A 17733-nucleotide genomic window follows, 5' to 3' on the forward strand; every position below is an offset into this window, starting at 1 on the left:
TCTCGAAACCGAGACTCTCGGTGGGGCAGGCGAAAGGCGCGGAGACGCGGAGGACGTCAGAGCGGCGTTGAGGCCAGTGGGGCGAGCAACTCGGTGAGGCGCTCCTCTCGGAGGCGAGCCCTCGCGTCGAGACTCGTCGCGACCGCGAGCACCGACGGCGAGACATCCGCTGCCTCGCTCAGCGCGGAGGTCTGCGGCACGCCGGCGCGCACCGAGAGCGGAAGCACCCCGGCCCAGACCCCGTGATCTTCGCCGTCGTCGGCCGCCTCGCCGGCACCGGCGAACCGCACCTTGACACTCACGGTGTCGAGCGGCAGTTGCAGTACCTGGGTCGCCGCGATCTCCTTCGCGGTCATCTCGCGCACTTCGGCTCGGCGCCCCGGCATGAGGTGATCCGCGATGCACCACAGCGCTTCCGCACGCTGCTCGGCGGGCACGACGGTCGCGGTGCCGAACACCATCGCGCTCCGGTAGTTCGCCGAGCTGTCGTTCGTCGAGCGCGCGTACACGAGCCCGTCTAGGTGCGTGATGGTCACGGCAACGGGCATCCCCTGCGTGCCGGCCTGGATGAACGCGCCACCGCCGGTGGACCCGTGCAGGAGCAGCCGCGGGCCGGCCCCGAGGTCACCGACGGCGTAGAGGTAGGGGAGCACGACGGGCAGGCCATCGCGAACCATGCCGACGTGGGCGACCAGGCCATCCGCGAGGATCTCGGCGAGCTGCTCCGGATCGTACGACTGGCGCTCACGCTTGCGACGCACGGTCATCGAAGGGACGTCGGATATCGCGCCATTCGTTTCGGAAGCGTCGGGTGCAGAAGCGTGGGGTGCAGAAGTGTCGGGTGTCGAACTCATGCCATCACGGTAGAGTGCCGCTGGACCATTCACTGGTCCAGATCGGAGCCGGTTCGATGGACCAGTCGGGAAAGGTCGCAGCGGTAGCCGGTCGCATCCGCGACATGGTGCACTCGGGCACCCTGCACGCCGGGGATGCCCTTCCCTCGACCCGCACCCTCGCGACACAGCTCGGCGTCGCCAGAGGCACGGTCGTCGCCGCGTACGAACAGCTCGACGGCGAGGGATACATCCGCACACGTCAGGGTGCGGCGGCCCGCGTGGTGTCCGACGTGCCGGTCGGTGTCGCGCCTCGCGCAGCGGCAGTATCGGAAGGCGGGCGGGCAGCAGTCAGACCTGTCATCGACCTCCGGCCCGGCATCCCGGCCGTGACCGCCTTCCCTGCTCGCGAATGGCGAGCCGCATGGCGCGCGGCGGCCGAACTCCCGCACGAGAACGCGCTCAGCGACGCGCTCGGCACCCCTGCCCTGCGAGAGCAGATCGCCACGCTCGGCCTGTCTCGCGGGTTCATCCCCGACCCGTCTCGGGTGATCGTCTCCGCGGGCACCTCGGAGGCCCTTTCCCTGATCACGGACGCGTTCCGTTCTCTGCACGGCCGGAACCCGCTCTTCATGATCGAAGACCCCGGCTACCGATCGGGACGGCGCGCCATCCTGGGTTCCGGTGGCACGGTGGTCGGCATCCCGGTCACCGACGACGGCATCGATCTCGCGGCCCTCGAGTCGGCGGCTCACCGGTTCGGCGCGCCGGATGCCGTGATGGTGACGCCGACGCATCAGTATCCGCTCGGCTCCGTGATGCCGGTCGCGAACCGACGGCGGCTCCTCGAATGGGCCGCGGCCAACCGCGTGGTCGTGATCGAGGACGACTATGACTCCGAGTTCCGCCACCGCGGGGTTCCGATGCCCGCGCTCGCGTCGCTGGATGTCGAAGGCGTCGTTCTGCACCTCGGCGGGTTCTCCAAGGTGCTCGACCCGCGACTCAGGTGTGCCTATCTGGTGCTGCCTGCGCAGTCATCCGCCGATGAGCGCGAGGGCTCCGGCGTCGGCGCCAGAGCGGCCGCCGCCGTGCGAGCCGCACGGACCGCCCGCGGCCCCGTCGTCTCCGAGGTCACCCAGCAGGCGATCGCGCACCTCGTCCGCACCGGTGCGCTTCGGCGCCATCTCGGTCGCGTGCGGCGGGACTACGTGCATCGTCGCGACCGCATCGCCGCTCGACTGGCAGACGCCGGCATCCCCGGTCTCGAGGTGCACGCGCTCGCGGGCGGGCTGCACGCGGTGCTGAAGTGGGACCACTCGGATGCCGCGGCGGTGCGGGAGCGCCTCGCACGCAACGGCATCCTCGTCGAGGAACTCGCGAACTACGCGACCACTCCCGCGTCCGCCCTGAACGGCCTCGTGCTCGGGTACGGCGCCGTCTCGCTGACGGAACTCGACCGCGCCCTGGACGCGATCCTCGGCGAGCTCGGCGATGACTCCGCGCGGGAGCTCACAATGCGGCGAGCGCTGCCGCCATTCGGCGGAACACATGGGACCGCCATCCGCCGTTCATGATCTCGAACGCCCTGGCCTGTTCTGGGTCGTCGAGGTCGAAGCCAGCCTGCGTGAGCAGCAAGCGGGTCCCGGTGCCTTCCGGCTCGAGCCGCCACGTCACGACGCTGTCGAGAGCCGTGCCGGGGCTCGCCCATGAGATGCGGAGAATCCGCTCGGGGTCGACCTCGAGCACCTCGCACTCGACGCGGCCCGAGAATCCCGTTTGCGGAACCGGCTCGGTGCGGAAGACGAATCGCGTTCCGACGACCGGAGCGAAGCCTTCGTTCGGCATGAGCCATCCGGCCATCAGCTCGGGCTCGCTCAGCACCCGCCACACCTTCGCGGGCGGATGCGGCAGGAACTCATCGAGCTCGAAGGTCGCCAGGTCGGTCATCTCGTCTCCAGATCGTCGGGCAGCTCATCCAGCGTGGCATGCAGCCGCCGCATGCGCTCCCGCCAGAACCGCTCGTGCGGTGCCATCCAGTCCCTCAGCTGCACCCACGGATCGGGGGTCAGCGCGTAGAACACCTGTCGTCCGGCGGCCCGCTCGCTGACTAGCCCGGCCTCGCGCAGTGCTCGCAGGTGTTCGGAGACCGACGGCCGGCTCATGGCGAAGTGAGCGGCGATCTCGCCGGCGCTCCGCTCGCCGTCGAGCAGCAGGTCGAGCACCTCACGTCGCGTCGGGTTCGCCAGCGCACCGAACAGCCGGTCCGTCGCCGAATCCTTGGCGCGGGTCGGCACGGTCAGCCCTGCTGCAGCAGCACGAACCCGTTTCCGTCCGGGTCCTTGAACTGCGACTGGATGCCCCACCCGACGCTCTCCGGCTCGGTGGCCTCCACCCCTACGGCGCCCAGCGCGGCGATGACGCCGGCGATGTCATCCGTGTGCAGCACGAGCCCCTGCTGCCATCCAGGACCCGCCTGACCAGGGAACGGCGGGTGCAACGTGAAGTCGACGGGGCTGCCTGCTGGCGCGACAGACAGCCAACGCTGGTCGCCGAACGCGTTGTCGGCGCGCACCTCGAAGCCGAGCACATCGCGGTAGAAGCGCAGCGAGCGCTCCTGGTCGGCGACGGGGATGGTGATGGTCTGAATGCGGATGTCGGGGGTCGAAGTCATGCCTCCAGTATATGTAGGAGTTTTCCTACATATCAACCTCTACCGACTCACGTCGCCCCGCGCCGCGTGTCGGATCGGGGCACAGTTGTTCGTAGCAGGGGTGAGCGGCCGCCCACGAGGGGCGCCGCCGAACCGGAGGAGATGATCTTCAAATGCAGTACCTGGTTTCCGTGATCGACGACACGACCGACGAAGAACTCCTTCGCACGGGCACGGCGACGGCAGAAGAGCAGGCCGCGATCGACGTGTTCAACAGTGGACTGCAAGCAGATGGCAACTGGGTGTTCGCCGGCGGCCTCGGGTCGCCCCATTCGGCAACCGTCGTCGACAACCGCGGCGACGAGACGATGCTCACCGACGGCCCCTTCGTGGAGTCGAAGGAATTCCTTGCCGGCTTCTGGATTCTGGAAGCGGCCGACCTCGACGCCGCCCTCGCCCTCGCCGTCGACGCCTCGAAGGCCTGCAACCGCAAGATCGAGGTGCGTCCGTTCCTATGAACGACGACCCGATCGAGGAGGCCATCACCCGTGCTCACCACGAGGAGTGGGCGCGGGTGGTGGCCTCCCTCACCCGGCGTTTCGGCGACCTCGACATCGCCGAGGAGGCCGCGGCCGAGGCCTTCGCGACCGCCGTCGAGCGGTGGCCGGCCGACGGCGTCCCACCCAACCCCGGGGCGTGGCTCACCACCACCGCGAACCGCAAGGCCATCGATCGCATTCGCCGCGAGAACAAGCGGGACGACAAGCAGAAGGAGGCGCATCACTTGTACGACGATTCCCCGCCGGAGAGTCTGGGCGCCATCGACGACGACCGCCTGCGGCTCATCTTCACGTGCTGTCACCCGGCGCTCGCCACACCGGCACGCGTTGCGCTGACCCTGCGCATGGTCGGCGGCCTGACGATGCCGGAGATCGCACGCGCCTTCCTGGTGCCCGAGCCGACCATGGGCCAGCGCATCACGCGCGCCAAGGCGAAGATCAAGGCGGCGCGCATCCCGTATCGGATGCCCTCGGCAGCGGATCTGCCCGCGCGAGTCTCCGGTGTGCTCACCGTGCTCTACCTGGTGTTCAACGAAGGCTACCTGGCGACCGGTGCCGACGCCGACCCCATCCGGCGCGAGCTGACCGCGGAGGCTGTCCGGCTTGCGCGACTCATCCACACGCTGCTGCCCGACGACGGTGAGGTCGCCGGGTTGCTCGCCTTGATGCTCATGACCGAAGCCAGACACGACGCGCGCGTGTCGGACGCAGGCGAGCTCATCCCGCTGGATCGACAGGATCGCGGATGCTGGGATGTCGCACTCATCGCCGAGGGCCATAGGTTGGTGCGAGAACGCCTGGTCAGCGGCGATGCTCCCGATCGGTACCAAGTGCTAGCGGCGATCAACGCCGTTCACACCTCGGCTCGTGACATCCACGACACGGACTGGTCGCAGGTCGTCGCGCTCTACGATCAGCTCGCTCGACTCGACCCCTCGCCCATCGTCGCTCTCAACCGGGCGATCGCCATCGCGGAACTCGACGGACCCGAGGTCGCCCTTGCAGCCATCGATCGCCTCGACTCGAGCTTGGCCGGCTACCACGCCTACCACGCGGCCCGCGCCGACCTGCTGCGCCGGCTCGACCGCGACGAGGAAGCGCGAGTGGCCTACGACGCGGCCATCGGTCTCGCCGGCAACACCGCAGAGCGGGCGTACCTGTCGCGGCGGCGCGGCGAGCTGGGGTAGCGAATCTCGGACCGGTGCGGTCGCGCCACGTGCACCGAAGACCGGAGGAGGCGCCGAAACCCGAACAGAATCTGCGGCTTTCGTGCTGAGAGCGCGGACACTCCGGTTTTCGGTGGGGTGACGCCACCGGTTTTCGGTGGGGTGACGTCACCGGCCGTCGCCGTTCAGCGGCCCACGTACCCCATGTCGCCCGGGCCGGTGCCCAGTGTTCGAGTGTGCATCAGCTCCCACTCCCTCTGTCCGCCTCGCGGTAGTCGTCGTCGCTCACGTGCTCCAGCCAGACTGTCGACGTTGCCGGATCGTCGCCCGCCTCGAACATGGCGAGGTGCGCCATGAAGCGCTCGCTGGAGGCGCCGTGCCAGTGCTCTTCCCCCGGCGGCGTGTACACGGTGTCGCCGGGCAGGGCACGGATGACCGTTCCATCACGAGTACCGATCAACGCGACACCCTCGGTGATGTGCAAGGTCTGGCCTTGCGCGTGCGAGTGCCATGCCGTGTGAGCTCCCGGAGTGAACCGCACCGTGCTCACCATCATGCGCGAGGGCTCCTGTTTTCGGGTCGCGATGGGATCGATGTAGACGTCGCCGCTGAACCAGTCCGGCGACCCATTGCCCGTCGGTTGCTTCGGCTCGAGATTCATCGGGTGCCTCCTTCGCACGTCTGAGGTGATCTACCCCAGTCAACCCCGCGGCGAAGACTCGGTGTGAGGCCCGGACAGAACCCGTCTCGAGGATGCCCCCTTCACCCGATCCCGTACACTTCGGTTCACCGTGAGCACCAGCCCGATGACCGCGGGGATCGTCTGCCCGACGAACGCCTGCACTCCACGGAACGTGTCGGTGCCGACGACACCGAGCGCGGCAGCATCGCCGATCGGAGCAACGAGACGCGATCCGACCGTGAGGGCGACGACGGCAGCGATGTCCACAACTCCGGCCTCCAGCGGCAGGACGGCTGCTGGCAGCGTCGCGTACCACGGCCATTCGAGAGGCAGAAGCAGCAGGATGACCAACGACACGATCCCGCACGCCCGCACCAGCCCCCTGACCGTTCGCGCCATGAAGCTCGCAGCGGCCGTCGCGAGCACGAGCAGTCCGGCCAGCACGAGCTGCACGGTGGTCGCGGGGGTGGCATCGGTGACGAACCCCTGCTGGCCTAGGCCGAGGAGGCCGGACATCCACCCTGCGACATCGGCTCCATACGACGGAGCGCCGCTCGCACCGAGCCCCACGAAGGTACCTGCGCCCACCCAGTACGGGGCGATGAGCAGCACCCCGGCGCCGACGGCCACGACGACCCCGGCAATCGCCTCGCCGATCAGGCGCAGCGCGGAGCGCCGCATGGCGATCAGCGCGACGGCGACCGGCAGCACGAACGGCAGAGCATTGAGCTTCACGAGGGCCGCGAAGATCACAGCCGCCACGGCGAGGAACGCCCAGCGCCGCGCGACGGCGAAGACGGCGAGCACGACGAAGAACGCCATGACGCCGTCGTTGTGGCCCTCACCGACCAGCTCGATCAGGATGAGCGGGTTCGCGAGATAGAGCAACGCGCCGCGGAGCGCGCGGTCCCGGTTCGTGCGCGCGAGGAACGACCAGATCAGCCAGGTCGTGCCGAGCACCGCCAGAAACACGGGGAGCTTCACGAGCAGGATGCCGACGTAGAGGTTCCCGCCGGAGAGCACGTACGCGAGCCATTCGAAGGCCGTCCACACCGGACCGTACGGCGTCTGCGGATGCACGGCCTGCCATCCCTGGGCCAGCATCTGGATGCCGTAGGGGGTGCCGGCGACGGACGACGACGGGTCGACGTAGGGGTTCGATCCGGTGGCCGCCAGGTATCCGTGCGAGAGGTAGGAGTACGCGTCGATGGACAGCGTCGGCGTGGTGAAGAACAGCGCGACGGCCACGACGACGGGAATCGCCATCGCCGGCCATCCGAGTCCGGCACGGGCGAACGCCTGCGCTCGCAGCACCAGCCAGGCGAACACCACCGTCAGTGCGACACCCAGCAGGATCACCCTGATCGATTGGATGCCGCCGGTCGTGACATCCGCATTCGGCCGGGGATAGACCGGAAGGGGCTCCAGCCCGTTGGTCCACAGGGCGTGCTGGGTGTTCCAGAGCGCGAGGTATCCAGCGAGCGTCAACGCTGCAATGACGATGACCTCGAGGAGCAACCAGCGAGAACGATGCATGGATTCAGACGGGACGGAGCAGAACCGGGGAGAACCGGCCCGGCGAGCGCGATCCTGCCTGAATTATGGCGCTAGTCGATCGCGAGGGGCCTCTCGACATGCAGCTCATCGTGGTCGACGAGCCAGCGCACCGACTCGAGGATCGCGTCGAGCGACCCGTACCGGGGCGCGTAGCCGAGCAGGTCCTTCGCCTTGTCGATGCTGAAGCAGTGGCTGCGCAGCAGGTGCTCCCAGCTCGCCTCGGCGTGCTGAGGGGTGGTGCCGGCACGGAACTCGTCCCACGTCACGGACTCCATGACCAGCGGCTGCGCGAACCACTCGGCGGCCTGCTCCGCGTACCCGCGCACGGTGAGCGCAGCGGGGGAGACTGCGCTGAAGTCCTCGCCTGCCGCCGCATCGCGGTGCGCGACTGCGAGCTCGAACGCCTGCGCAACGTCATCCGCGTGCACATGGTGCATCATCTCGGCGCCGAGACCGGGCACACGAAACGGACGACCTGCGGACAGCGTCGCCCAGGTGGTCGGGTCGAGGTTGCCCAGCGGCCCGATGGGCGACCATCCGGGGCCGACGATGTGGCCGGGGTGCACCGAGGTGGTCACGAGTCCGCCGCCGGCAGTCTCCTCCTTGAGCATCCTCGCGATGAGATCCTTCTGAACGCCGTACTCGCCGAACGGCGGGGTCATGGTCGATTCCGTCATCGGCACGATGGTGCTCGGGCCGCTGCGCCAGATCGAGCCGCAGTGCACCAGGTGTCCGATTTCTCCCCGCAACCGCTCGACGAGCGCCGTCGCTGACTCGAGGGTGAAGCAGACCAGGTCGATGACGACGTCGGGGCGCAGCTCGGCGACGCGGGTGACGAACGTGCCGTCGGCATCCTCCTGTTGCCTGTCGGCGGCGACCTGGGTCACCTGCTCCCACTCGGCGGCCTCGGTGTACGCCTTCCTGGTGCCGCGGCTGATGCTGATGACCTCGTGACCGGCCCGCACGAGCCGGGGCACGAGGAAGGTTCCGATGTGACCGCTTCCTCCGATGACGACGATGCGCACGATGTCCTCCGCTCTTGGATGCCTACCGATCCATCATGCCGAGGATGCCACCCCGTCGGGCCGCGTGATGCCGCGTAAAGGGGTACTGGCAGTACGCGTTTAGCCGCGATCTGGCTGGATGTCGGAGCCTGGGTTGGAATCGATGCATGTCCAGCAACCGTTCCACCACCGGCTCCATCACCGGCACCGGCACCGGCACCGAGTCGGTCGCGACCGCACCGTCACGCCGCCGGGTCGGCGCAGCGCTCGCAACACTGCTGATGCTGCTGACCGTGTTCGGACCGATCTCGATGGATCTGTACCTGCCCGCACTTCCGGACCTGACCAACGAGCTCGGCACGTCGACCTCCGTCGCGCAGTTCACTGTCACCGCGTGCCTCATCGGGCTCGCGCTCGGGCAGATCGTCGCCGGTCCGCTCTCCGACCGGTTCGGGCGGCGCACTCCGCTTCTGATCGGTGTCGCGGCGTTCGCCGCCGCGTCGGTGCTCTGCGCCGTCAGCCCGACCATCGGCACACTCATCCTCGCCCGCTTCGTGCAGGGTCTCGCCGGCGCCGTCGGCATCGTCATCTCCCAAGCGGCGGGCCGCGACGTATACGACGGCGGAGCGCTCATTCGCTACTACGGGCGGCTGACCCTGATGGCTGGGCTCGCTGCGATCGTCGGACCGGTCATCGGCGGACAGCTGGTGCGGTTCACCGACTGGCGGGGCCTCTTCCTCTTTCTCGCGGGCGTCGGCGTCGTGCTGCTCGTGCTCTGCCTCGTGATCTTCCGGGAGACCCTTCCGGCCGAGCGACGTACCACCGGCGGCATGCGCCACACCGCGCGCGACTTCCGGCGGCTGCTCTCCGACCGACTCTTCGTCGGCGCGGTGCTGATCACGGGCTTCGTCTTCGCCGCGATCTTCGCCTACCTCGCGGGCGCGACGTACATTCTGCAGGGCATCTACGGCCTCTCCCCGCAGGGCTACTCGCTGGCGTTCGGGCTCAACTCGGCAGGCGTGATGCTCTTCGGGTACCTGGGCGCCCGCGCAGCGGAACGCTGGTCGCGCCGCGGAACGCTCACCATCGGCCTTGCGATGTGCGTAATCGGATCGCTGGGCCTTCTCGCCACCGGCCTGTTCGCTCTGCCGCTCCCGGTCGTCATCGTGTCCCTCTTCCTGCTCGCGGCCGGCGGAGCGGGAGCCACATCGGCCCCGACCACCGCGCTGGCGCTCTCCGACTACCCGGAGCTGGCGGGCACAGCGTCATCCGTTCTGGGGCTCACCAGGTACGCTTTCGGCGGGATCGCAGCGCCGCTGGTGGGACTCGGCGGCGCGCACACCGTGCTTCCGCTCGGCATCGTCACGGTGATCTCCATCGCCCTCGCCACGGCCGCGCGGGTCATGCTCGTCGGTCGTGAGCGCACCAAGCGTCGCGTCGATCCCGTCGCGCTCGCGTGCGCGGATGCCTGACCCGAGACCCCTCGACAAGACCCCCTCCACACGACACAAGGAGAACCCCTTGCTCACCGTCAACGCCTACGCAGCCCCTTCCGCCGATGCACCCCTCGAGCCGGTGACGATCACCCGTCGTGACGTCGGGCCGAAGGACGTGCTGATCGACATCAAGTACGCGGGAATCTGCCACTCCGACATCCACACCGTTCGCGAGGAGTGGGGACCCATCGCGCACCCGCTCGTCGTCGGCCACGAGATCGTCGGGATTGTCGCCGAAGTGGGATCCGAGGTGACCAAGCACGCCGTCGGCGACCGGGTCGGCGTCGGCTGCATGGTCAACTCCTGCCGCGAGTGCGAGAACTGCCTCGCCGGCGAGGAGCAGTACTGCCTGAACGGCAACACCGGTACCTACGGCAGCGTCGACGCCGACGGCACCATCACGCAGGGCGGATACTCCACCCACGTCGTCGTCGACCAGGATTTCGTGCTGCGGGTTCCCGAGTCGCTCGACCTCGCAGCGGCGGCCCCGCTGCTGTGCGCCGGCATCACGACCTATTCGCCGCTGCGACACTGGCAGGCCGGCCCTGGCAAGAGGGTCGCTGTCGTCGGCATGGGCGGCCTCGGACACATGGCCGTGAAGCTCGCCCACGCGATGGGCGCAGAGGTCACGGTGCTCTCCCGCTCGCTGTCGAAGAAGGATGACGGACTTCGGCTCGGCGCCGACCACTACTACGCCACGGATGACGCCCAGACGTTCACCGACCTGAAGGGCGCCTTCGACCTCATCGTCAACACCGTCTCGGCTCCGCTCGACCTGGGCGCCTACCTGTCGCTGCTGCGGCTGGACGGCACCATGGTCAACGTCGGGGCGCCGGCAGAGCCGCTTCCGATCAGGGTCTTCACCCTGTTCCGCAACCGCCGCTCGTTCGCTGGATCGAGCATCGGCGGCATCCGCGAGACCCAGGAGATGCTCGACTTCTGCGCCGAGCACGGCATCCTGCCCGACACCGAACTGATCGCCGCCTCGTATATCAACGAGGCATGGGATCGCGTGCTCGCCTCCGACGTGCGGTACCGCTTCGTCATCGACGCCGCCACCTTCTCCTGAGCGCGGCTGTCTCACGCGGATCGAATAGCGCGCTGCGCGTTGGACCTGAAAGCGAAGGAGAGGCTTAACGTGGAGAGCATGGACAACCGAACCGAGGTGCGGGAGTTCCTCATCTCCCGCCGGGCGCGCATCACGCCCGAGCAGGCGGGCATCGACCCCGTCGGAACGCGGCGCCGTGTGGCGGGTCTGCGTCGCGACGAGGTCGCCCGCCTGGCCGGGGTGAGCGTCGACTATTACACGCGTCTCGAGCGAGGGAACCTCTCCGGCGTCTCTGACAGCGTGCTGGATGCCATCGCCCGCGCCCTTCAGCTGGATCGCGCCGAGCACGACCACCTCTACGACCTCGCACGAGCAGCCGCGACGACGTCGCGCACGCCACCGAAGCCGCGCATCAGCACGGTGCAGCCGCCGCTGCAGTACGTGCTCGACTCCATCACGGGGGCTCCGGCCTTCGTCGTGAACAATCGCGAAGACATCGTCGCGTACAACGCTCTCGGGCATGCCATGTACATCGACATGTTCCGTAGCAGCTTCGGCCCGGCCAACTACGCGCGGTTCATCTTCCTCGATCCGCACGCGCGCAACTTCTACGCGGACTGGGAGCGCTCCGCCAGCACGAACGTGGCGATGCTCCGACGGCAGGCGGGCCGCTTTCCGCACGACAAAGGCCTCGCGGAGCTGATCGGCGAGCTGTCGATGCGCAGCGACGAGTTCCGCACCAGGTGGGCAGCGCACAACGTGCACCGGCACTACACGGGCACGAAGCACTTCAACCATCCGATCGTCGGACCGCTCGAGCTCCTGTTCGTGCAGACCGAGCTCGACGAGGACACCGGCCTCACGCTCACCGTGTATCCCGCCGTGCCGGGAAGCCCCACCGACGAGGCGCTGAGGCTGCTGGCGTCGTGGGCGGCCACCGAGGACGCCGCCGAAGTGGCGGAAGCGACGCACTGACCGCGTCAGCGACGAGCCGTCGCGGACCCCTCAGCGCTCCGCGTCGAGCCCGAGGTGCTTGCGAAGCGTGGCCGTGAGGTCCTCGACGTGATCGAGCTGCTGGGCGGAAAGCGCGTCGATGAAGAGTTCGCGCACGGCACGCAGGTGGGGAACCGACCCGGCTCTGAAGGCCGACTGTCCGACATCCGTGATCTGCACGTCGACGCCGTGCACATCGTCGACGCACGCGACCCGTCTGATGAGGCCGCGCTTCTCCATGCGGCCCAGATGGTGCGAGAGGCGGCTGCGCTCCCACTCGATCCGGGTGGCGAGCTCAGAGGAGCGCAGAGTCTTGTGGTCTGCCTCGCTCAGCGCGAGCAGCACCTGGTAGTCGCCGGAAGAGAGGGATGACTCACCCTGCAGCCGCGCCGCGAGCCTGGTGCGCAAGGCCTCGGCGGTCTCGATGTAGTCGCGCCAGACGCGCAGCTGATCCCGCGTCGGCGTGGCCCGATGCGACTCGTGCGCCACGGTCTCGTACGGCATGAGCACCTCCGGAATTGATGCGTCAATCCCAGTGTTGCAGCATTGACACGTCAATCTGGAGCGATCCGGGGAAGACATCCGGAAGGGAAAGGGGTCGTGACGACCATGGCCGTGCAGATCGAGGACTTCGAGTTCGGGCTGAACTCGTTCGGAGAGGTCGCGACGGATGACGGACGCGTGCTGTCCGACGCGGAGCAGCTGCGCCTGCTCGTGGAGGAGGCGCAGCTTGCCGAGTCCGTCGGCCTCGACGTGTTCAGCGTCGGCGAGCACTACCGAGAGGGAATGGTGGACTCGGCGACGCCGGTGCTGCTCGCCGCGGCAGCGCAGGCCACCTCGGTCATCCGTCTCGGCACATCGGTGACGGTGCTGTCGACCCAGGACCCGGTGCGGCTGTACCAGGAGTTCGCGACCGTCGACGGCATCTCGGGCGGCCGCACTCAGCTCGTGCTCGGCCGAGCCTCGTCGATCGAGTCGTTCCCGCTGTTCGGGTACGACCTGGCCGAGTACGAGCAGCTCTTCGAGGAGAAGCTTGACCTCTTCCTGCGCCTCATGCGCGAGGACAGCGTGACCTGGTCGGGCAGATACCGCAGCTCGCTCACCGATGTGCGGCTGCACCCGCGGATGCCCGACGGCGGCATCCCCGCGTGGATCGGCATCGGCGGAAGCCCCGACTCGGTCATCCGTGCCGCGCGGAACGGGCTTCCGCTGATGATGGCGATCATCGGAGGTCGTCCCGAGCGCTTCGCCGGGCACGCCGAGCTGTACCTGCGGGCGCTGACCCAGTTCGGGCAGCCCGAGCTGCCGATCGCGCAGCACTCCCTCGGTCTGATCGCCGACACGGATGACGAGGCCAAGGCCACGTACTGGAAGTACTGGGAGCCCGTCGTCAGGCAGATGAGCCAGGAGCGCGGGTTCTACCCACCGACGTCGGCCAGATACGCGGAAGAGGTGGACACCGGCGCGCTCTACGTCGGGTCACCGGAGACCGTCGCCCAGAAGATCACGGAGATCGCGCGCGCCAACCATCTCTCGCGCTTCGACCTGAAGTACGACCTGCTCCATATGCCACGCCAGGTGCGCGAGCACAGCATCCGGCTGTTCGGCGAGCAGGTCGCGCCGCGCGTGCGGGAGCTGCTCGCCGCGCGCAACGGATCCGGTCACCCGCGTACGCTACGCGCAGCCTCCCTCGGTATTTCGAGCGCACCGCGCACCTCGGCATCCGATCCGAGTTCGCTCACCTGAACCCGTACGTGGTGGGCGATCGCCGGAGGAGTGTGGATGGCGAGGCTCTCGCGGAGGCCGGTGAGGACGAGGTCGGCGGCGAGCGGCCCGAGTGAGCCGTCGAGAACGATGGTGTCCGGATCGAGCATGGTGCAGAGGTGGCCGAGCGGGCGCCCGAGCGCGCGGCCGGTGTCGGTGAGGATGCGCGCCGCACCAGGATCCCCTGCGGCGGCCAGCCGCGGCAGGTCGGCGAACCCGATCGGTCGGTCGACGCCGTACCCGGGAACACTCAGGGCGAGGTCGCGCACCTGGTTCCAGAGGCAGCCGCGGCCACCGCACAGGCAGAGCGGACCATCCGGGTCGAGCTGAATGTGCGCCAGCTCCCCGGCGAACCCCTGCGACCCTCGCACCAGCCGGCCGTTCACGATGAGGGCCGACCCTAGACCCTCGCCGTCGAGCTTGACGTAGACCAGGTTGGCCTCGCCGTGGCCGCCGACGTACCTCTCGCCGAGGGCAGCGAGGTTCGCGTCATTCTCACTGATGAACGCGAGCGGATGCCTGCGCCCGAGATACTCGTCGATGTCGTCCGGCTGGGTGATGGCGAACCGTTCGGCGACCCCCGTATCGACGGAGCTCTCGAGGGGTGCCCCCCGCCCTCGGAGGAACGGCGCCGGAACGCTGATCACCACCAGCCGCAACTCGTAGGCATCGAGGCGCGAGGCACGTTCGACGAGAGCCTCCACAGCGGGTTCGAGGCCGGCGGGACCCACGTCCGGCGCCGGCTGCTCGAGGCTGGTCGGCTCATCGAGGGCATCACCGTTCGCGCCGTAGAGCCCGAGGAGGAGCCTGCCGCCTCTCCATCTGACGAGACCCACGGCCGCCGAAGGGCCGACGGTCTCGAGGAGGTGCCTGCCACGGCCGACAAGAGGCCGGCCATCCCGAGCATCGACATCGACGAGGACACCCGCGGAGATCAGCCGTTGCACCGCACTGGCGACGGTGGGCCGCGGGAGCCCGAGCTCCCGGGAGAGCTCGGCGCGATCGGCGCCCGTTGAGTACCGCACGAAGTCGACAATGCGATCGTCAATGCGATGAGCGAAAGGCATAACTAATGATATCAGCCATTTATGCCTCTAGTACTTTATAGAAATTGCCCTGTTTGGCGAATAGACTCGAACAGTTGCCATTCTCCGCATCCGATTCGAAGTCTTTACTAATGATTTCAGCAATTTTTCGCACTCGCCTCACCACGCCGTCGTTCGTCGCCCTGATGGTGATCACCGGGACGATGTCGCTTTCGACGGACACGTACATCGCCGCGCTTCCGCAGGTGCAGACGAGCCTGGCCACGACGGCCTCGGTGGCTCAGCTGACTATGACGGCCTGCATTGCGGGCATCGCGGTCGGACAGTTGGCGACCGGCCCCGTCAGCGACGCGCGAGGGAGGCGCATGCTGATTCTGATCTCCACGATCGCGTTCGCGCTGACCTCTCTGCTGTGCGCGATCGCGGCGACCGGCTGGGAGCTGATCGCGCTGCGGGCGGTGCAAGGCTTCGCGTGCGGTGCGGCGGCTGCTCTGGGCCGCGCGGTGGTCACCGACACCTGGAAGGGCAGGGCCGCCGCGGCGAAGTTCGGCAGTCTCTCTGCGATCGGGCTGATCGCCCCCGTGATCGGTCCGGCGATCGGCGGCGTACTGCTCATCTTCGGAGACTGGCGGACGATTTTCTGGTTTCTCGCGATCGTCGGTGTCGGCATGATCGTGGCCGCGACCAAGGGGATCCCCGAGACCCTGCCATCGGAACGACGGCAACCGGGCGGGCTGCGACGCCTCGTCGAACGCACAGGGCGACTCATCGCCGATCCGGCGTTCGCCAGTCCTGTCGTGGTGCAGTGCTTGACCATCGGGGGATTCTTCATCTACATCGGCGGCTCGTCATTCGTGCTCCAGAAGGGCCTCGGCATCAGCGCGGGCATGTATACGGTCGTGTTCGCCGTGAACGCCACAGCGATGATGCTCTCGAGCGTGCTCTTCCGAGTTCTTGTCATGCGCTTCGGCCCCTTCGTGCTGCGCCGATGCGCGATCGGTCTCCAAACCGCCGCAGTTCTGGGGCTCTTCGTCGTCGCGATCACCTCTCTCCCCGGGCAGCCGCCGCTCCTCGCGATCTGGATCTGCCTGTGCGGCATGACGGTGGGGCTGGGCACCTATCTGCCGTCCAACTCGGCGATCATGCAGGCGACCGGTCGACGGTACGCGGGAACCGCGTCCGCACTCGGAGGCGGTGTGCCGTTCCTGGTCGGCGCACTTACCACTCCTCTCACAGGGCTCCTCGGCACGGTGTCCGTCGCGGTCATGGCCACCGTGATGCTGATCTTCTTCCTGCTCGCCGCGATCGCAGCCGTGCTGACGCGTCGCTATGTCAGAACGGATGTCGTCGACGAGGCTCCCGTGACGAGCGCCGCCGGATGACTCCGGCACCCTGAGTGCTCAGCCCCTCAGATGCTGTCGGGGTCGAGGTTCAGCGTCGTGCCCTCGTAGAGGTACTGCTGGTCGCCGAACACCTGCAGGTTCGAGTTGAGCCAGATCAGGTCTTCGACCGAGATGCCGAAGCGGTCCGCGACGACCGAGGTGATGTCGCCGGGCGCGACGACGTAGCTCTTCGGAGCGCCGCTGCCGGTAGTGGCGGTGACCGTGCCTGCGGCATACGTTCGGGCGCCGCCATCCACCGGATGCACGTTGGACTGCCGCACAGGGATGCTCCAGTTCACCGTGTCGACGGCCAGCACCTTGTTCGGGCCGAGCTCGACCGGGATGCCGTCGTCGGTCGGCGCCGAGGAATAGGTCACGAGGGTGGTGAGGTACGACGGCTGATCTTCCGAGCCGAGTGACACGGACGATGCAGGCGCTGCCGAAGTCGTCGGACCGCCGAGCTGGTGGTCGCCGACCCCGTGCCAGGTGAGCCCGTCGCCGACCTGCGGAGGGATGTCGATCAGCGTGACAGACACCGGGATCGGCACCGTAGACGTGAAGCCCGAGTACTGCGCCGAATAGGTGTTGTCACCGTTCGCGACCACTCGGTAGTGGTAGTGGATGCTCCCCTTCGGGGAGGCGACGTCACCCTCCGCCACGACCGTTCCCGCCGGAACAGGCGTGATCGTCGGGCTCGGCATCGGCGTAGCTGCCGGCTCCGCTGTGGCGAGGTGCGAGATCGCCGGGTTCGGTGTCTCGGTCGGTGTCGATGTGGGGGTCTTCGTGCGAGCCGCATGACTGTGCGTCGCATGCGCCGAGGCGCTCTCCGCGGCCGGGCTGCATCCGGCGAGCGCCAGTGTGACCGCGGCGGCCGCCCCGATCAGAACAAGACCGCGCCGCTTCGCCCGCCTGGTCCGCGCCTCCGCCCTGGCATGGACCTCTCTGCTACTTCGCACAGCGGAATCTTAGCCACGTCTCGCGGTCTCCCTAGACGTGCGTCCACTTCGGAGCGCGAACATGTGCACAACGACACATCAGTCTCGCGGAGACCTCCGTCGGCGGTGCGGAGTGAACGCGACGAGCGGCAGGGCTTCGACCACGCGAAGCCGGTCGGCCTGCGTGCCCTCGTACCGAAATCCGGCTAGGCGGCCGAGCACCAACCGTACGAGCGGACGGGCCAGTGGCATCCGCTGCTCGTACGCGTTCAGCACCTCCGCGGCTTCGTCGGCACCCAGCACGCGATGATCCGCCCGAACGGGTCCGCGACCGAAGTCGACCCAGGTCGGAGTTCCCGCGGTGACGTTGCGGAACCAGCCGCTCCGTCGCCCGAACCCCGACATGACGATCGCCTCACCCGTCGTTCCGTCGTAGTGCACCACCTCGACGACGACGTGGAAGCGCCGCCCGCTCGTGCGGCCGGTGTGGGTGAGTCGCAAGAACCTGTGACCGAAGATCCGGCCGAGCCCGGACGTGTAGAGCACGTTGGGCGCGCCGAGCAGCCGTTTGATCCAGGGTCGCATCGCGGGAACCTCCATGCGGGCATCCCGCCTTG

General features: G+C 68.3%; 19 protein-coding genes. 8 read left to right on the forward strand and 11 right to left on the reverse strand.

Features of this window, described 5'->3' with window-relative positions:
- Nucleotides 1–56 precede the first annotated feature (56 nt).
- Nucleotides 57–767: a pyridoxamine 5'-phosphate oxidase family protein gene (locus ACYVDN_RS17100; protein ID WP_460573603.1), complete on the reverse strand. Its 711-nt coding sequence runs from the start codon at nucleotides 765–767 to the stop codon at nucleotides 57–59.
- A gap of 143 nt (nucleotides 768–910) precedes the next feature.
- Between ACYVDN_RS17100 and pdxR the strand changes: the two genes are divergently transcribed.
- Complete coding sequence (pdxR, locus tag ACYVDN_RS17105) at nucleotides 911–2407, forward strand: aminotransferase-like domain-containing protein (RefSeq protein ID WP_460573605.1); 1497 nt, start codon at nucleotides 911–913, stop codon at nucleotides 2405–2407.
- Here the strand turns inward: pdxR and ACYVDN_RS17110 are convergent.
- The 3 genes from ACYVDN_RS17110 to ACYVDN_RS17120 are packed head-to-tail and all read right to left on the reverse strand — an operon-like array spanning nucleotide 2343 to nucleotide 3504.
- Complete coding sequence (locus tag ACYVDN_RS17110; protein WP_460573608.1) at nucleotides 2343–2780, reverse strand: SRPBCC family protein; 438 nt, start codon at nucleotides 2778–2780, stop codon at nucleotides 2343–2345. The genes pdxR and ACYVDN_RS17110 overlap by 65 nt on opposite strands.
- On the reverse strand, nucleotides 2777–3127 hold the full coding sequence (locus tag ACYVDN_RS17115; RefSeq protein ID WP_460573610.1) for an ArsR/SmtB family transcription factor: 351 nt from the start codon (nucleotides 3125–3127) through the stop codon (nucleotides 2777–2779). Before ACYVDN_RS17115 ends, ACYVDN_RS17110 begins: the two co-directional genes overlap by 4 nt.
- A gap of 2 nt (nucleotides 3128–3129) precedes the next feature.
- Nucleotides 3130–3504 carry a VOC family protein gene (locus ACYVDN_RS17120; RefSeq protein WP_460573612.1) on the reverse strand — a complete coding sequence of 125 codons (375 nt, stop codon included), beginning with the start codon at nucleotides 3502–3504 and terminating at the stop codon, nucleotides 3130–3132.
- 152 nt (nucleotides 3505–3656) lie between these two features.
- Here ACYVDN_RS17120 and ACYVDN_RS17125 point away from each other — a divergent pair, with 152 nt between their 5' ends.
- Both ACYVDN_RS17125 and ACYVDN_RS17130 read left to right on the forward strand, forming a co-directional pair.
- Nucleotides 3657–4001, forward strand: a complete 345-nt coding sequence (locus ACYVDN_RS17125; RefSeq protein ID WP_460573614.1) for a YciI family protein — start codon at nucleotides 3657–3659, stop codon at nucleotides 3999–4001.
- Nucleotides 3998–5230 carry an RNA polymerase sigma factor gene (locus ACYVDN_RS17130; protein ID WP_460573616.1) on the forward strand — a complete coding sequence of 411 codons (1233 nt, stop codon included), beginning with the start codon at nucleotides 3998–4000 and terminating at the stop codon, nucleotides 5228–5230. Before ACYVDN_RS17125 ends, ACYVDN_RS17130 begins: the two co-directional genes overlap by 4 nt.
- 220 nt (nucleotides 5231–5450) lie before the next feature.
- Here the strand turns inward: ACYVDN_RS17130 and ACYVDN_RS17135 are convergent, their stop codons facing one another.
- From ACYVDN_RS17135 to ACYVDN_RS17145, 3 genes are all read right to left on the reverse strand, one after another.
- A complete protein-coding gene (locus ACYVDN_RS17135; RefSeq protein WP_460573618.1) occupies nucleotides 5451–5870 on the reverse strand; it encodes a cupin domain-containing protein in 420 nt (139 codons plus the stop codon).
- Nucleotides 5871–5909: 39 nt separating this feature from the next.
- Complete coding sequence (locus ACYVDN_RS17140) at nucleotides 5910–7427, reverse strand: hypothetical protein (RefSeq protein WP_460573620.1); 1518 nt, start codon at nucleotides 7425–7427, stop codon at nucleotides 5910–5912.
- Between the two features lie 71 nt (nucleotides 7428–7498).
- Nucleotides 7499–8473, reverse strand: coding sequence for an NAD-dependent epimerase/dehydratase family protein (locus ACYVDN_RS17145; protein ID WP_460573622.1), 975 nt, complete (start codon nucleotides 8471–8473; stop codon nucleotides 7499–7501).
- 146 nt (nucleotides 8474–8619) lie between these two features.
- On the opposite strand from ACYVDN_RS17145, the gene ACYVDN_RS17150 reads away from it, so the two are divergent.
- The 3 genes from ACYVDN_RS17150 to ACYVDN_RS17160 all read left to right on the forward strand — a co-directional run bounded on the left by ACYVDN_RS17150 (nucleotide 8620) and on the right by ACYVDN_RS17160 (nucleotide 11971).
- On the forward strand, nucleotides 8620–9924 hold the full coding sequence (locus tag ACYVDN_RS17150) for a multidrug effflux MFS transporter (RefSeq protein ID WP_460573624.1): 1305 nt from the start codon (nucleotides 8620–8622) through the stop codon (nucleotides 9922–9924).
- 49 nt (nucleotides 9925–9973) lie between these two features.
- A complete protein-coding gene (locus ACYVDN_RS17155) occupies nucleotides 9974–11017 on the forward strand; it encodes an NAD(P)-dependent alcohol dehydrogenase (RefSeq protein WP_460573887.1) in 1044 nt (347 codons plus the stop codon).
- A gap of 78 nt (nucleotides 11018–11095) precedes the next feature.
- Nucleotides 11096–11971 carry a helix-turn-helix transcriptional regulator gene (locus ACYVDN_RS17160; protein ID WP_460573626.1) on the forward strand — a complete coding sequence of 292 codons (876 nt, stop codon included), beginning with the start codon at nucleotides 11096–11098 and terminating at the stop codon, nucleotides 11969–11971.
- Between the two features lie 30 nt (nucleotides 11972–12001).
- On the opposite strand, the gene ACYVDN_RS17165 is transcribed toward ACYVDN_RS17160, so the two are convergent.
- The gene (locus tag ACYVDN_RS17165; protein ID WP_460573628.1) at nucleotides 12002–12493 is read right to left on the reverse strand and encodes a MarR family winged helix-turn-helix transcriptional regulator; all 492 of its coding nucleotides are present in this window, start codon (nucleotides 12491–12493) and stop codon (nucleotides 12002–12004) included.
- Between the two features lie 105 nt (nucleotides 12494–12598).
- Between ACYVDN_RS17165 and ACYVDN_RS17170 the strand changes: the two genes are divergently transcribed.
- Complete coding sequence (locus ACYVDN_RS17170) at nucleotides 12599–13735, forward strand: LLM class flavin-dependent oxidoreductase (protein ID WP_460573889.1); 1137 nt, start codon at nucleotides 12599–12601, stop codon at nucleotides 13733–13735.
- Here ACYVDN_RS17170 and ACYVDN_RS17175 read toward each other — a convergent pair.
- Entirely contained in the window at nucleotides 13651–14778 is a 1128-nt protein-coding gene (locus ACYVDN_RS17175) for an ROK family protein (protein ID WP_460573630.1), read from the reverse strand. The two genes, ACYVDN_RS17170 and ACYVDN_RS17175, sit on opposite strands and share 85 nt — an antisense overlap.
- A 152-nt stretch (nucleotides 14779–14930) precedes the next feature.
- Here ACYVDN_RS17175 and ACYVDN_RS17180 point away from each other — a divergent pair, with 152 nt between their 5' ends.
- Nucleotides 14931–16181, forward strand: coding sequence for a multidrug effflux MFS transporter (locus ACYVDN_RS17180; protein ID WP_460573631.1), 1251 nt, complete (start codon nucleotides 14931–14933; stop codon nucleotides 16179–16181).
- Between the two features lie 26 nt (nucleotides 16182–16207).
- Here the strand turns inward: ACYVDN_RS17180 and ACYVDN_RS17185 are convergent, their stop codons facing one another.
- Together ACYVDN_RS17185 and ACYVDN_RS17190 are read right to left on the reverse strand one after the other, a co-directional pair.
- Entirely contained in the window at nucleotides 16208–17137 is a 930-nt protein-coding gene (locus tag ACYVDN_RS17185; protein WP_460573633.1) for a LysM peptidoglycan-binding domain-containing protein, read from the reverse strand.
- Between the two features lie 78 nt (nucleotides 17138–17215).
- Nucleotides 17216–17701 carry a nitroreductase family deazaflavin-dependent oxidoreductase gene (locus ACYVDN_RS17190; RefSeq protein WP_460573635.1) on the reverse strand — a complete coding sequence of 162 codons (486 nt, stop codon included), beginning with the start codon at nucleotides 17699–17701 and terminating at the stop codon, nucleotides 17216–17218.
- Nucleotides 17702–17733: the final 32 nt, after the last annotated feature.

The sequence above is a fragment of the Humibacter soli genome (assembly GCF_054779035.1).

Excerpts from the sequence above, each read along its gene's own strand:
- ACYVDN_RS17170 (WP_460573889.1), top strand. The coding sequence starts at position 12,599 with ATGGCCGTGCAGATCGAGGACTTCGAGTTCGGGCTGAACTCGTTCGGA.
- ACYVDN_RS17150 (WP_460573624.1), top strand. The coding sequence starts at position 8,620 with ATGTCCAGCAACCGTTCCACCACCGGCTCCATCACCGGCACCGGCACC.
- ACYVDN_RS17135 (WP_460573618.1), bottom strand. The coding sequence starts at position 5,870 with ATGAATCTCGAGCCGAAGCAACCGACGGGCAATGGGTCGCCGGACTGG.
- ACYVDN_RS17160 (WP_460573626.1), top strand. The coding sequence starts at position 11,096 with ATGGACAACCGAACCGAGGTGCGGGAGTTCCTCATCTCCCGCCGGGCG.
- ACYVDN_RS17110 (WP_460573608.1), bottom strand. The coding sequence starts at position 2,780 with ATGACCGACCTGGCGACCTTCGAGCTCGATGAGTTCCTGCCGCATCCG.
- ACYVDN_RS17165 (WP_460573628.1), bottom strand. The coding sequence starts at position 12,493 with ATGCCGTACGAGACCGTGGCGCACGAGTCGCATCGGGCCACGCCGACG.
- ACYVDN_RS17140 (WP_460573620.1), bottom strand. The coding sequence starts at position 7,427 with ATGCATCGTTCTCGCTGGTTGCTCCTCGAGGTCATCGTCATTGCAGCG.
- ACYVDN_RS17120 (WP_460573612.1), bottom strand. The coding sequence starts at position 3,504 with ATGACTTCGACCCCCGACATCCGCATTCAGACCATCACCATCCCCGTC.
- pdxR (WP_460573605.1), top strand. The coding sequence starts at position 911 with ATGGACCAGTCGGGAAAGGTCGCAGCGGTAGCCGGTCGCATCCGCGAC.
- ACYVDN_RS17125 (WP_460573614.1), top strand. The coding sequence starts at position 3,657 with ATGCAGTACCTGGTTTCCGTGATCGACGACACGACCGACGAAGAACTC.
- ACYVDN_RS17100 (WP_460573603.1), bottom strand. The coding sequence starts at position 767 with ATGACCGTGCGTCGCAAGCGTGAGCGCCAGTCGTACGATCCGGAGCAG.
- ACYVDN_RS17180 (WP_460573631.1), top strand. The coding sequence starts at position 14,931 with ATGATTTCAGCAATTTTTCGCACTCGCCTCACCACGCCGTCGTTCGTC.
- ACYVDN_RS17130 (WP_460573616.1), top strand. The coding sequence starts at position 3,998 with ATGAACGACGACCCGATCGAGGAGGCCATCACCCGTGCTCACCACGAG.
- ACYVDN_RS17190 (WP_460573635.1), bottom strand. The coding sequence starts at position 17,701 with ATGCGACCCTGGATCAAACGGCTGCTCGGCGCGCCCAACGTGCTCTAC.